At 70.5% G+C, this 12,976-nt stretch carries 11 protein-coding genes and 1 pseudogene; 3 read left to right on the top strand and 9 right to left on the bottom strand.

Going from position 1 to position 12,976, the window contains the following annotated elements; all coding sequences use genetic code 11:
• Positions 1-108: 108 nt before the first annotated feature.
• Positions 109-1,842, top strand: coding sequence for a glycoside hydrolase family 3 protein (locus tag ACFQV6_RS40500; RefSeq protein WP_378033031.1), 1,734 nt, complete (start codon positions 109-111; stop codon positions 1,840-1,842).
• 95 nt (positions 1,843-1,937) lie between these two features.
• Here ACFQV6_RS40500 and fabF read toward each other — a convergent pair whose 3' ends face one another.
• The 5 genes from fabF to ACFQV6_RS40475 all read right to left on the bottom strand — a co-directional run bounded on the left by fabF (position 1,938) and on the right by ACFQV6_RS40475 (position 6,791).
• A complete protein-coding gene (gene fabF, locus ACFQV6_RS40495; RefSeq protein WP_378033030.1) occupies positions 1,938-3,164 on the bottom strand; it encodes a beta-ketoacyl-ACP synthase II in 1,227 nt (408 codons plus the stop codon).
• A 1-nt stretch (position 3,165) separates the two neighbouring features.
• Positions 3,166-3,408, bottom strand: a complete 243-nt coding sequence (locus ACFQV6_RS40490) for an acyl carrier protein (protein WP_196417498.1) — start codon at positions 3,406-3,408, stop codon at positions 3,166-3,168.
• Between the two features lie 53 nt (positions 3,409-3,461).
• Positions 3,462-4,412 (bottom strand): beta-ketoacyl-ACP synthase III, encoded by a 951-nt coding sequence (locus ACFQV6_RS40485; RefSeq protein WP_378033029.1) that lies wholly within the window; start codon positions 4,410-4,412, stop codon positions 3,462-3,464.
• Positions 4,409-5,368, bottom strand: coding sequence for an ACP S-malonyltransferase (locus tag ACFQV6_RS40480; RefSeq protein ID WP_378033028.1), 960 nt, complete (start codon positions 5,366-5,368; stop codon positions 4,409-4,411). Before ACFQV6_RS40480 ends, ACFQV6_RS40485 begins: the two co-directional genes overlap by 4 nt.
• Before the next feature lie 166 nt (positions 5,369-5,534).
• Entirely contained in the window at positions 5,535-6,791 is a 1,257-nt protein-coding gene (locus ACFQV6_RS40475) for a PucR family transcriptional regulator (protein WP_378033027.1), read from the bottom strand.
• 273 nt (positions 6,792-7,064) lie between these two features.
• Here ACFQV6_RS40475 and ACFQV6_RS40470 point away from each other — a divergent pair, with 273 nt between their 5' ends.
• Together ACFQV6_RS40470 and ACFQV6_RS40465 are read left to right on the top strand one after the other, a co-directional pair.
• Positions 7,065-7,289 carry a hypothetical protein gene (locus ACFQV6_RS40470; protein WP_378033026.1) on the top strand — a complete coding sequence of 75 codons (225 nt, stop codon included), beginning with the start codon at positions 7,065-7,067 and terminating at the stop codon, positions 7,287-7,289.
• A 167-nt stretch (positions 7,290-7,456) separates the two neighbouring features.
• Complete coding sequence (locus tag ACFQV6_RS40465; RefSeq protein ID WP_378033025.1) at positions 7,457-8,095, top strand: TetR/AcrR family transcriptional regulator; 639 nt, start codon at positions 7,457-7,459, stop codon at positions 8,093-8,095.
• Between the two features lie 83 nt (positions 8,096-8,178).
• Here ACFQV6_RS40465 and ACFQV6_RS40460 read toward each other — a convergent pair whose 3' ends face one another.
• The 4 genes and pseudogenes from ACFQV6_RS40460 to ACFQV6_RS40445 all read right to left on the bottom strand — a co-directional run.
• Positions 8,179-8,844 carry a hypothetical protein gene (locus ACFQV6_RS40460; protein WP_378033024.1) on the bottom strand — a complete coding sequence of 222 codons (666 nt, stop codon included), beginning with the start codon at positions 8,842-8,844 and terminating at the stop codon, positions 8,179-8,181.
• Positions 8,845-9,145: 301 nt separating this feature from the next.
• Positions 9,146-10,552, bottom strand: coding sequence for a glutamate--tRNA ligase (gltX, locus tag ACFQV6_RS40455; protein WP_378033023.1), 1,407 nt, complete (start codon positions 10,550-10,552; stop codon positions 9,146-9,148).
• Positions 10,549-11,532 carry a DNA glycosylase AlkZ-like family protein gene (locus tag ACFQV6_RS40450; RefSeq protein ID WP_378033022.1) on the bottom strand — a complete coding sequence of 328 codons (984 nt, stop codon included), beginning with the start codon at positions 11,530-11,532 and terminating at the stop codon, positions 10,549-10,551. The genes gltX and ACFQV6_RS40450 overlap by 4 nt, the downstream gene beginning before the upstream one ends.
• 64 nt (positions 11,533-11,596) lie before the next feature.
• Positions 11,597-12,976, bottom strand: a pseudogene (locus tag ACFQV6_RS40445) (pyruvate dehydrogenase (acetyl-transferring), homodimeric type); the annotation flags it as partial.

The raw sequence follows: 12,976 nt of genomic DNA, 5'->3' as shown, positions 1-12,976 counted from the left end.
AACTCGGCACACTCGTGCCCCCACACGGGCGAAAGCCGCGAGTCGTGACAGCTCGGGGAGATGTGCAACCCGGGGATAAAGTGGCGACCTCCCCCGCGAACTGGTTCGATGACGATCGTGAAAAACCTCGTGCGCGCTGCTTTCGTCGTACCCATGCTGGTTGCTCTGACCTCAGCCTGTGGTGACGATCAGCCCGCGTCGAAGGCACCCACCGCCGCGCCGGCTGCGCCCAGCGCGGCGCCCTCGGCCGCCAGTCCGTCGGCGACCGGTGATCCGGCCGCGCGAGCTGCCGCGACGGTGGCCCGGCTCAGCGACGAAGACCTGGCCGGGCAGGTTCTGATCCCCTACGCCTACGGCAGTGCCGCTACCACGGTGGACAAGGCCGCCGCAGCGGGCAACCAGAAGCTGGCCGGGGTGAACACCCCCGCCGAGATGATCGCGAAATACCGGCTCGGTGGGCTGATCCTGGTCGGATTCAAGCCGGACGACCCGACCGGCTCCACCAACCCGACCTCGAACGTGGAGAACCCGAAGCAGGTCCGCGCCCTCACCGCCGGGCTCCAGGACGCCGCCGCGAAACTGCCGGCCGCCGCGCCGCTGGTCATCGGCACCGACCAGGAGTACGGGGTGGTGACCCGGATCACCGAGGGCGTGACCATGCTGCCTTCGGCGCTCGCGTTCGGCGCGGCGGGTCAGCCGAGCCTCACCGAGGCCGCCTGGCACGCGGCCGGCCGGGAACTCGGCGCCATGGGGATCAACGTCGACTTCGCGCCGGTGGCCGACACCCTCGGCGCCCAGGGCAGCTCGGTCATCGGGTCCCGTGCGTTCGGCTCGGACACCACCGCCAACGCCGCTCAGGTCGCCGCTGCGGTCCGCGGACTGCAGGCTGCTGGGGTCGCCGCCACCCTGAAGCACTTTCCCGGCCACGGGCACACCACCGGCGACAGCCACAACGAGCTTCCGCTGATCGCACAGGACCGCAAGGCGTGGGAGTCGCAGGACCTGCCGCCGTTCCGCTCCGGCATCGAGGCCGGTGCCGGGCTGGTGATGTCCGGTCACCTGAACCTGCAGGCCGTGGACAAGGGTGTCGCCGCGACCTTCTCCCGCAAGGTGATGACCGACGTGCTCCGCGGGCAGCTCAAGTTCACCGGTGTGGCGGTCAGCGACGCGATGAACATGGCACCGGCGCAGAAGTGGCCGGCCGGTGAGGCGGCGGTGCGGGCGCTGAACGCCGGCAACGACATGCTGCTGATGCCGCCGGAGATCGGCGCCGCCCGGGACGGCATCGTGGCCGCGGTGAAGAACGGCACCCTGAAGCGGGAGCGGCTGGTCGAGGCGGTGACCCGGATCCTGACGCTGAAGTTCCGCACCGGCGGCACCGCCCAGCCGGAGCTCGACGCGGTCGGTGCGGAGGAGAACGCGCGGGCGGTGGCGGCCCTCGACGCGGCGTCGATCACCGTGCTGCGTGGCCGCTGTGCCGGCCCGCTCGCGACCGGGCCGGTCACCGTGACCGCTCCGGCCTCCCGTGAGGTGGCCCGGGTCAACCTGGTCAAGGCACTGCAAGGGGCGGGCGTGAACGTCCAGGCGGCCGGGGGAGCGGGGATCCACCTGGTGGGGTACGGCGACAAGCAGGTCGACCTGGACGACGCCGCCGCGATCACGGTGATGATGGACAGCCCGGGGCTGCTGGCCTGGTCCAAGTCGCCGACGCTGATCGCCACCTACTCGTCGAGCAGGCTCTCCCTGACCGCCCTGGCAGCGGTGATCGCGGGCAAGGCGAAGGCGCCGGGCAAGTCACCGGTGGCGGTCGGCAAACTGCCTCGCAGCGCCTGCGTCAAATAGCGGGCACTGCGAGGCAGATCGGCGGATCACGCGTGAGTTCGACGCTCGCGCGCTGGTTCGACGCTCGCGCGTGAGTTCGACGCTTACGCGTGAGCTCAGGCGCGGGTGAAGACCAGCGCCACGTTGTGGCCGCCGAAGCCGAACGAGTTGTTCATCGCGGCCTGTAGCTCCGCGGGCCGCGCCTTGTGCGCCGCCACCTCGAGGTCGAGGCGCTCGTCCGGGTCGTCGAGGTTGATGGTCGGAGGGATGACGCCGTCCCGGAGGGCCAGGATGGTGGCGATGGACTCGAGCGCGCCGGCCGCGCCGAGCAGGTGACCTGACATCGACTTGGTCGAGGTCAGGATCGGGTGGTTGCCGATCGCGGCCTTGATGCCCTTGATCTCGCCCATGTCGCCGACCGGGGTCGAGGTCGCGTGGGCGTTGACGTGCTGGATGTCGGCACCGGTCAGCCCGGCGTCCTGGATGGCCATCCGCATGGCACGGATGCCGCCCTTGCACTCCGGGTCCGGCTGGACGATGTCGAAGCCGTCCGAGGTGATCCCGGCGCCGGCGAGACGCGCGTACACCCGGGCGCCACGGGCGGCGGCGTGATCCGCCCGTTCCAGGATCAGCGCGCCGGCACCCTCACCGAGGACGAAGCCGTCACGGTTCTTGTCCCACGGACGCGAGGCCTTCTGCGGTTCGTCGTTGCGGGTGGACATGGCACGCATCGAGGCGAAACCGGCGATCGGCAGCGGGTGCACCACGGCTTCGGTGCTGCCTGCCACCACCACGTCGGCACGGCCCAGCCGGATCAGGTCGAGGCCGAGGGCGACGGCTTCAGCACCGGTGGCGCAGGCACTGGCCATGGCCCGGACACCGGCGCGAGCGCCGAGTTCCAGACCGATGTACGCGGCGGGGCCGTTCGGCATCAGCATCGGTACGGTGTGCGGGCTGACCCGCCGCGGACCCGACTTCTCCAGGATGTCGTCCTGGTCGAGCAGGGTGATCGCACCGCCTATTCCGGTGCCGTAGCTCACCGCGAGCCGCTCGGGGTCCGGGCCGTTCTCGGCCAGCCCGGCATCCGCCCAGGCTTCCCGGGCCGCGATCACGGCCATCGCCTCGGCGCGGTCCATCCTGCGCAGTTTGACCCGCTCGATCACCTCGGAGGGTTCGACGGCGAGCTGAGCCGCGATGCGCACGGAGAGTTGACCAGCCCACTCCTGGGTGAGAGGACCCACCCCGGAGCGGCCGGCGAGCAAGGCGTCCCAGGTGGACGCGACGTCCCCGCCCAGCGGGGTCGTCGCGCCCAGCCCGGTGACGACGACGTCTACGCTGCTCATGTCAGTGATTCGCCTCGATGTAGGTGACGGCGTCGCCGACGGTCTTGAGGTTCTGGACCTCGTTGTCGGGGATCTTCACGCCGAACTTCTCCTCGGCGGCCACCACGACCTCGACCATGGACAGCGAGTCGACGTCCAGGTCGTCGGTGAAGGACTTCTCCTCGGCGACGTCCTCGGGGTTCACCCCGGCGACCTCTTCGAGGATCTCGGCCAGGCCGGAGGTGATCTCTTCGCGAGTAGCCATTTCTGAGTTCTTTCCTTTCGGTGATGGGTTGTGCGACGGCCGGATGCCGCTGCTCAGGGGCAGCGGACGACCTGGCCGGCGTAGGTGAGGCCGCCGCCGAAGCCGAACAGCAGCACCGGCGCCCCGGAGGGCACCTCCCGGCGCTCGATCAGCTTGGACAGGGCCAGGGGGACGCTCGCCGCGGACGTGTTGCCCGACTCGACGAGGTCCTTCGCGACGATCGCGTCCGGGCTCAGGCCGAGCCGCTTGACGATGCCGTCGATGATCCGGGTGTTGGCCTGGTGCGGCACGAAGGCGGCCAGTTCGGACGGCTCGATGCCGGCCCGCCTGCAGACCTCGATCGCGAACGGGGCCAGGGCGGTGGTCGCCCAGCGGAAGACCGTCTGGCCCTCCTGCTTGATGTACGGCTGCCAGCCCTCGATCGTCAGCGCGTCGCCCTTGTCCGGTGCGGATCCCCAGAGCACCGGTCCGATCGCCGCTTCCTCGCCGTCCGGTACCGCGCTGACCACGGCGGCGCCTGCGGCGTCACCGAAGAGCACGGCAGTCGTACGGTCGGACCAGTCGACGACGTCGGAGAGTTTCTCCGCGCCGATCACCAGGGCGTTGCGGGAGGCGCCGGCGCGGATCGCGTGGTCGGCGGTGCCGAGCGCGTACGAGAAGCCGGAGCAGGCGGTGTTCAGGTCGAACGCGGCCGGCGCGGCGATGCCGAGCCGGGCGGCGACCCGGGTGGCAACGTTCGGGCAGCGGTCGATCGCGGAGCACGTCGCGACGACCACCATGTCGATGTCGGACGCGGTACGCCCGGAGGCGGCGAGCGCCTTCTCCGCCGCGTACGTGGCCATGTCGGCGACCGACTCGGTGTCGGCGACCCGCCGCTCGGCGATGCCGACCCGGTCCCGGATCCACGCGTCGTTGGTGTCCAGGTTGCTGGCCAGGTCGTTGTTGGTGACCACGCGAGAGGGCTGGTAATGGCCCATCGCGACGATGCGGGAACCCGCGGTCATCGTGCTCCTCCTTGGTGTCCGGCGGGCCGGTCTTGGCGTCCGGCGTGCCGGGCGATCAGGTCGCGGGCGGCCGGCAGGTCGTCCGGCGTGTTCAAGGTGACGATCTCGGGAGCGCCCTCGCCCTTCAGCTCCCGCTTGATCAGACCGGCCAGGGTGCCGGCCGGGGCGAGTTCGACGACGCCGGTCACGCCGAGGCCGGCGAGCGTACGCATGCACTGGTCCCAGCGGACCGGAGCGGTCACCTGGCGGACCAGGCGGTCCAGCATCTCCTGGCCGTTCGTGACAGCCGTCCCGTCCAGGTTCGACAACAGCGTGCGTGCCGGGTCGGTGACGGTCACCCCGGCCGCGACGGTGGCCAGTGCGGTCTCCGCCGGTGCCATGTACGGCGTGTGGAAGGCGCCCGCCACGGCCAGCGGGATGACCCGGGCCCTGGTCGGAGGCGCGGCGGCGAACTCGGCCAGAGCGCTCTGCGCACCGGCGGCGACGATCTGGCCGGCGCCGTTGCGGTTGGCCGCGAACAGGCCGTGCTTCTCGATGGTGGCGACCACCTCGTCCGGGTCGCCGCCGAGCACCGCGCTCATTCCGGTCGGTTCGAGTGCGCAGGCGGCGGCCATCTCCCGGCCGCGAACCCCGGCCAGGGTGACCGCGGCCTCACCGGAGAACACCCCGGCGAGCGCGGCGGCACTGAGCTCACCGACGCTGTGCCCGGCGATCACGCCGGCGTCCTCGATCGGCAGCTGCTCTGCGGCGAGCAGGGCCGCGGCGACCAGCAGCGGCTGGGTCCGAGCGGTGTCCTTGATCTCCTCGGCGTCGGCCTGCGCGCCGAGGTGGACCAGGTCGACCCCGGCGAGCGCGGAGAACCAGCGGAGGCGGGCCTCGGCACCGGGGATTTCGAGCCAGGGGGTCAGGAAGCCGGGCTTCTGGGAACCCTGGCCGGGCGAGAGTACGGCGAGCACGTCCTCGACTCTTCCGGATGGGAGGGCAATAAGGGGTTGCCGGGCACGACCAAACCCTACGACCTGGGTTGTAGGGTTCCTACAAAAAGGGGGTCAACATGGGCGTATTTGACCCGGTTTATAGTGCAAGTCGTTAGTTGCCTCAGCGGTGTGTTCCCGGCCACTGTCAGGCGGCCGGATCCAGTCTCCCGATGGTCAGCGCCATCCGCAGCGCGAACGCGTCGCGTCCATCCAGGGGGGACAAACTGGTTACTTCGGCCACGCGGCGGAGCCGGTACCGGACCGTGTTCGGATGCACGAACAGCTCGCGAGCGGCACTCTCCAGCACGCCACCGGAGGCGAAGAACGCGTCGAGGGTCTCGATCAGGCCGCTGCCGGCCCGGGTGAGAGCGCCGTAGACGTCGTGCCGCAGCTTGCGCCGGGCGTCCATGTCGCCGGAGAGCACCCGCTCCGGCAGCAGGTCGTCGGCGGCGACCGGCGTCGGCACACCGGGCCAGGCGGATGCCGCCCGGAACCCGGCCAGCGCCGCCCGGGCCGACTCGGTCGCCTGGTCCAGCGACGGCACCGCTGGTCCGACCACGATCGGCCCCTCGCCGAAGCTCGAGCTCAGCGCGACAGCGGTGGCCACCGGGTCGGTCGCGTGCCCCACCACGACCACCAGGCGGTCGCCGTGCACCCCGCCGATCACCTCGAGCCGGGCGCGGCGGGCGGCCCGGTAGACCGCGTGCAGCACCGCGGTGATGTCCCCCCCCGGGGAGCGGCCCACCACCACCGTCACCGGCGGCGCGTCGGCCCAGCCCAGCGCTGCCGCCCGGCTGGCCAGGACGTCCGACGAGTCACCACGCAGCAGGGCGTCGACCAGGAGAGCCTGGAGCCGCGCGTCCCAGGCGCCCCGTGACTCGGCCGCCCGCGCGTAGACCCGGGCCGCGGAGAAGGCGATCTCCCGGGAGAACCGCAGGATCGCCTGGAGCAGCGCGTCCTGCTCGCCGGCCTCGGCGAACCCGGGCACCTCGGTCTCGGCCACGTCGATGGTGACCTTGACCAGCTGCACCGTCTGGGTCAGCGTGATCGCGCGGGCCAGCGCACGCGGTGCGGCCGCGAACACCTCGTCCGAAATCTCCTGTGTGGCGGCCACTGTGCCTCCGGACCGAAGCCACTCCACCAGCGACCGGACGCCCGCTTGTGCGACGAGCATCACCCAGGACCGCTGGTCGGCCGGCAGCTCCCGGAACCACGGCAACGTCTCGTCCATGCGCACCACTGCCGCGCTGGCCAGCGCCCCGGCCTGCCGCTCGATGCGCCGCAGAGTGCCCGGGAGCAGCGGGTTCGCCGGGGCGTCGGTGCGCGACGGATCGACCGGAGCCGTTTTCCTGCCGGTGCGGGCGGGTGCTGGCGCGCTGGGCGGCCGGGCCGTTTCTGCCACGCCTCAGCCTGACACGCCGGGCTGTCTCACGGCTCGGCGGCGGCCCGGCGACGACCGGGTGGTGCGTCCGGCATCCGGATGACACGATTCAGAACGCCGGACAGCGCGGCTTTTTGGGTTGTTTTATAACTTTTGACCGCCGTAGCGGTGCGCCTCTCCCGCGATTCCAGTCGGTGACCTGGCATCGTGTCGGACTAGTGCCGGCCGGGCGAGAGTTGTTAACAACCGGCGCAGTCGTGCCGATGAACAGACGTGCCGAACCGAGGAGGCGAGATGATGGAACGGGACGACGCGTTCACGCGTACCGAAAGTGATCCCGCTTCCGAAGAGTTGCCGGTGTCCGCACCGGTGGACGAGGAACCGATCACCGACCCCGGCCTGGGCCGGGTCGGATGCCGTACCGACCTGCGCGGCTGGGCCGGCGCCCACCTGCACGGCGCCGTACGCCCCCGCCGCCGCGCCGCGGGCCGTGGCCGCCCGCCGGGCCGCTGGTGCTGACCGCCGGCGGTTGACCGTCCGCGTGTGCACTCGCTCGCCTCGGCGGGTGGGGTCAGCTCGCATTGTCCCGTTCGCGGCGGCTCGGAAGCGCCTCGTATGGGTGAGAGGGCTCCGTGCTGTGGGCGCGTTTCGGGCGTGGCGGCGTCCGGGCTGGTCAGGTTGGATCGGTGGACGACAAACGACGGCTGATCCTCGACCAGGCTCTCGCGCTCGTGGACGAGCGCGGACTCGCGGCGATGTCGATGCGGGCGGTGGCTGAGCGGGTCGGGCTCACCTCGATGGCGCTCTACCCGTACGTCGGGGGCAAGGACGCTCTGCTCGACGGGCTCGTCGACCTGCTCCACCTCGAGCTGGGAACAGTGGCCGGCGGCGATCCGACCGATATTGATTGGCGGGATCGGCTGCGGGCGGTGGGCCGGGCCGTACGTTCACTCGCCCACGCTCACCCGAGCGCCTTCCCCCTGTTGCTGAACCGGTCCGCCGCCGGGGCCTCGGCGTCCTGGCTGACCGCGGCGTTGCGCGGCATCCTGCACGACGCCGGGGTGCCGGTCGGCGAGGTACCCCGGCTGGCCCGGCTGATCTGCGCCTTCCTGCTCGGCTACACGACCGGCGAGGTGACCGGCGGCCTACCCCGGGTACGCGACGACAACGGCATCCCGCAACCGGCCGGCGAGGAGGACCACGACCCAGCCGAAGCGCCGCGGCCCGGCGGGGGAGCGGCGGCCGACGAGGAGTACGACGCCGACCTGGACGATCTTGTGGCATCAGTCGAGAACACCGTACGGACAAAAGCCTCTAAACCATAGAAACAGCGAAGACGGCCCCGCCTCCCGCTGGCTAGAACAAGCCGAGCGAGAACGGGGCCGATGAGATCGACGGAAAGCCGGGATCAGACCCGGCGGCGGATCAGGAACGCCATGCCGGCCAGGCCGACGAGGATGATCAGCAGGACCGCGCCGTTGAGCAGGAACAGGCGGCGCATCTCGGTGAACGCCTCGGTCATGCTCTCCATCGCGTTGACCTCGCCGGCGCTGAGGTCCTCGCCGACACCGCCACCGATACCGCCGTTGACCACGTCGGGCTTGGCCTTCAGCGGTGCGCCGCTCAGCCGCAGGGACTCCGACATGGAGAGCCGGCCGTAGAACCACCCGGCCGCCTTCTTGCCGGTCGGCTGCTTGGACGGGCGGTAGGCCCGGGGGCCGCCGGCCGCCTGCGGGTACAGGTCGTAGATCTGGTGGGGTGCGTCCTTGACGAGCAGCCGGACCGTGTATTTCGGGCCGAGCTTGTCCGCTTTGGGTGCCGATGTCTGCGGTGACTCAGCGGCGAGCCAGCTGACCTCGTTGAGCACCATCTGGAACAGTTTCGGCTCGTTCTCCTGTCGGATCACGATCGGCGACGAGATGCCCTTGCCGGCCACTTCCACGGCGGTCGGTTTGGCTGCTTTCGGCGCGCCCTCGGCTTGAGCCGCGGACGGCATGACGCCGACCGCGAGCGCGGCCGCGACGGCCACCGCTCCGGTTGCTGTCAGCAGCCGTTTGATCGTCCTTCGCACCATCCGACCTCCCCCGCCCGTGGATGGACATGGACCAGTGAACCCGCTGCTCGGAACGCGGCGGTGGAACCGCGGTACGGCCCCGGTCTCCAGCCTTCCCAAACACCGGCTCCTCCGCATCTTGAGGCGGGGTGAATCGGAACCGTTCGGGGGACAGCTGAGGAGACGGCATGACCGTTGATCAGCGGCCGAACAGTACCAAGTCCCGGCAAACCCCGGGGGTGGAGGCCACCCCTGCAGAGGAAGGCTTCACCGCATCCGACGACCGGTTGTGGTCACCGGCCGCCGAATGCGGTAATGGGGGTCAGAGACGCGCGCGAGCTGCGGCGATGCGGGAGAGGGTCCGGTCGCGGCCGAGCATCTCCAGCGACTCGAAGAGCGGTAGACCGACCGTGCGGCCGGTTGCTGCCACCCGTACAGGAGCCTGGGTCTTGCCCAATTTGAGACCTCGCGCCTCACCGACTGCCTCGAGCGCGGCCTTGAGCGCCTCGGCGTTCCACTCCTCGAGGGCGCCGAAGGCGGCCGCCGTCGCGTCCAGAATGTCGGCCGCGCCCTCCTTCATAGCTTTTGCCCAGGATGCCTCGTCGGTCGCGGGCTGATCGAGGAAGAGGAAGTCCACGTACTCGACGATCTCGGAGAGCACGGCGATGCGGGTCTGCGCGAGCGGGGCGATCTCCGCGAAGGTGTCGATGTTGAACGCCTCGGCCGGCCACGGCGGAGCCGCGATGGTCTCGGTCCCGGTCAGCCACGGCGCGCAGACCTGGGTGAACTCACTCGGCGTGAGCGCGCGGATGTACTCACCGTTGAAGGCCCGGAGCTTCTTGACGTCGAAGAAGGCCGGCGCGTGACTGACATCACCGATCCGGTACTCCTCCTCGATCACCGACCACGGGACGATCTCCCGGTCGCCGTCGGGCGACCAGCCGAGCAGCATCAGGTAGTTGCGCATGGCCGCGGCGAGATAACCCTCGTCCCGGTACGACTCGAGGGCGACCTTGTCGCGCCGCTTGGACAGTTTCTGCCGCTTCTCGTTCACGATCACCGGAACGTGGCCCCAGATCGGCGGCGTCACGCCGAGCGCCTCCCAGAGCAGCTGCTGCTTCGGGGTGTTGGGCAGGTGCTCCTCGGCGCGGAAGACGTGGGTGATGCCCATGCTCATGTCGTCGACGACGTTGGCCAGCAGGAACACGGCCGAGCCGTCACTGCGGGCGATGACGAAGTCCTCGATCAGCTTGTTCTCGAACGTCGGCTTGCCGCGGACCAGGTCCTCGACGACGGTTTCGCCCTCGTCAGGCGTACGGAAGCGCAGTGCGCGCCCCTCGCCGGGGCCGAGCGCACGCTCCCGGCAGAAACCGTCGTAGCCGGTGTGGGTGTTGCCGGAGCGGGCGACCACGTCCTCGCGCTTGCAGTCGCAGTAGTAGGCCTTGCCCTCGGCGTAGAGCTTGGTGGCGGCCGCGGTGTGGTCGGCCGCGTAGGAGGACTGGAAATATGGCCCCTCGTACGTCCCGCGCTCGATACCGATCCAGTCGAGCGCCGAGATGATGCCCTCGGTCCACTCGGGCCGGTTGCGGGCCGCGTCGGTGTCCTCGATCCGGAGCACGAAGACACCGCCGTGCTGCTGGGCGTAGATCCAGTTCTGCAGCGCCGAGCGGGCGCCGCCCACGTGGAACATGCCGGTGGGTGAGGGGGCGAAACGTACGCGAACAGTCACGGTCCCAGACTACCGAGGTCCGCGATCGCTTTCCGGACCCAGTCCGGCTGCTCCCGGAACGGGGTGATCACCGGGCCCGGTTCCCAGGTCCCCTCGATGCGCCCGTTCACCAGCAGAACCGGCGAGATCCAGCCCTGCGGCCGTGACACCGCGGCCTTGGGACCGCTGCTCACGCTCTCCAGTTGGCGAAGAACCCCGATCGTGTACGGGTCGAAAGCCGGCAGCAACCGGACAGTGTCCCGGGCGGCCACCGGCGCGAACTCCACCGGCCCGATCCGCTTGAAGGACTGCTTGGCCAGGGGCGGCCGCAGGTCGAACCACCTGGCGAACTCCTCCGGTCCGGCCGGCCCGTAGGTGCCCAGATAGTCCGTGGCCAGCCGGTCGATCGCCGCCTCGGTCCCGACCGGCTCCCAGTCGCCGAGCCAGGCGCGCGGTGCCACGAACGTGACGTTGCGCCCCCGCGGCGGCCCGGAGCAGAGCAGCCCGCGGAAGGCGAGCGGCTTGAGGATCGCCCCGAAGCCCTGGGTGAGCGGGCCGCGCAGGTCCTCGTGCCCGGTGGCCTTGATGATCGACTCGGCGAGTTCCTCCCGGGTCATCGGCTCGGCGCCGAGCACGTCGGGTACCGCCCGGAAGATGTCGGCCATCTGGTCCGCGGTCACGCCGTGAAACTTGAGCCACGACCCCTTGGTCTCGCGGTCGCGGGTGCTCATCGCGGCCACCCAGAGCGGCAGGTCGGCCGCCGGGAGGAGGTGCAGGGTGCCGCGGGCGGCCCAGGTGCGTACCAGCGTGCGGTCGGCGTACAGCGCCTTGTCGAGGTCGGGTGGCCCGGTCATCCGCAGGTCCGCCGCCGCCTGCGCGGACGAGGCCACCTGGGCGTGGATGCCGCAGAGCCGGCGGGCCAGCGCCACGACGTCGGTGGCCTTCTCGTCGCCGAGGTGGTGCCGTTCCACCCGCCACCGCAGTACGTCGTCCAGGGTCACCCGACAGACCCTAGCGGCCCGCCGCTGATGCGACGGGCCGCCCGGTGTCACCTGTGTCGGGCGATCAGCTGTCGCCGCCGGTCTCGCCAACGGGCGCGGCGTTGACGTCGTCGATCGCGTACTTCTTCGCGGCCTCGGCCGGGATGTGTGCCGCCACCTGGCCCCGCAGTGCCAGCTCGCGCAGCGTCGCCACGGTGACCGACTCGCCGTCCACGTGGAAGTGGCGGCGCAGCGCGTGCCGGGTGTCGCTCATGCCGAACCCGTCGGTGCCCAGCGAGGTGTAGCCGTTGGGTACCCAGCGGCTGATCAGGTCGGGTACCGCCCGCATCCAGTCGCTGACCGCGACCGACGGGCCCTGCGCGTCCTCCAGCTTCTGCTGGATGTACGGCTTGCGGGGCTTGTCACCCGGGTGGAGCAGGTTGAACTCCTCCGCCTCGATGGCGTCGCGGCGCAGCTCGGTCCACGAGGTGACCGACCAGACGTCGGCGCTCACGCCCCAGTCCTGGGCGAGCAGCTCCTGCGCCTTGAGCGCCCACCGCATGCCGGTGCCGGACGCCAGCAGGTTCGCCTTCGGCCCGTTCGTCGGCCGGCCCTCGGCGAATCGGTAGATGCCCTTGAGCAGGCCTTCCACGTCGACACCCGCGGGCTCGGCGGGCTGCACGGCCGGCTCGTTGTAGATGGTGAGGTAGTAGAAGATGTTCTCCTGCTTCTCGCCGTACATCCGGTGCAGGCCGTTCTCGACGATGTGCGCGATCTCGAACGCGAACGCCGGGTCGTAGGCCACCACCGCGGGGTTCGTCGCCGCGATCAGCATCGAGTGCCCGTCCTCGTGCTGCAGGCCCTCACCGTTGAGCGTGGTCCGCCCGGCAGTCGCCCCGAGCAGGAAGCCCCGGGTCATCTGGTCGGCGGCAGCCCACAGCTCGTCCGCGGTCCGCTGGAAGCCGAACATCGAGTAGAAGATGTACAGCGGGATCATCGGCTCGTCGTGCGTGGCGTACGAGGTGCCGGCCGCGATGAAGCTCGCCGTGGAACCGGCCTCGTTGATGCCCTCGTGCAGGATCTGACCGTTCGTCGCCTCCTTGTAGGACAGGAACAGCTCCCGGTCCACGGAGGTGTAGGTCTGGCCGTGCGGCGAGTAGATCTTCTTGGTCGGGAAGAGCGAGTCCATGCCGAACGTGCGGGCCTCGTCCGGGATGATCGGCACCCAGCGGGCACCGAACTCCTTGTCCTTCATGAGGTCCTTGAGCAGGCGGACGAACGCCATCGTGGTGGCGACCTTCTGCTTGCCGCTGCCGCGCTTGATGTCGCCGAACACCTTCGAGTCCGGGATCGCCAGCGACTTGGCCTTGGTCCGCCGGGACGGCACGTAACCGCCCAGCTCGCGGCGGCGCTCCTGGAGGTACTGGATCTCGTCGGACTTCTCGCCGGGGTGGTAGTACGGCGG

The sequence above is a fragment of the Actinoplanes sp. GCM10030250 genome (genome assembly GCF_042666575.1).
Taxonomy (GTDB): Bacteria; Actinomycetota; Actinomycetes; order Mycobacteriales; family Micromonosporaceae; genus Actinoplanes.
The sequence above is the reverse complement of the archived record's forward strand: the minus strand, read 5'-3'. Positions and strand labels throughout refer to the sequence as shown.

Excerpts from the sequence above, each read along its gene's own strand:
- ACFQV6_RS40460 (WP_378033024.1), bottom strand. The coding sequence starts at position 8,844 with ATGGTGCGAAGGACGATCAAACGGCTGCTGACAGCAACCGGAGCGGTG.
- fabF (WP_378033030.1), bottom strand. The coding sequence starts at position 3,164 with ATGAGCAGCGTAGACGTCGTCGTCACCGGGCTGGGCGCGACGACCCCG.
- ACFQV6_RS40490 (WP_196417498.1), bottom strand. The coding sequence starts at position 3,408 with ATGGCTACTCGCGAAGAGATCACCTCCGGCCTGGCCGAGATCCTCGAA.
- ACFQV6_RS40485 (WP_378033029.1), bottom strand. The coding sequence starts at position 4,412 with ATGACCGCGGGTTCCCGCATCGTCGCGATGGGCCATTACCAGCCCTCT.
- ACFQV6_RS40470 (WP_378033026.1), top strand. The coding sequence starts at position 7,065 with ATGATGGAACGGGACGACGCGTTCACGCGTACCGAAAGTGATCCCGCT.
- ACFQV6_RS40500 (WP_378033031.1), top strand. The coding sequence starts at position 109 with ATGACGATCGTGAAAAACCTCGTGCGCGCTGCTTTCGTCGTACCCATG.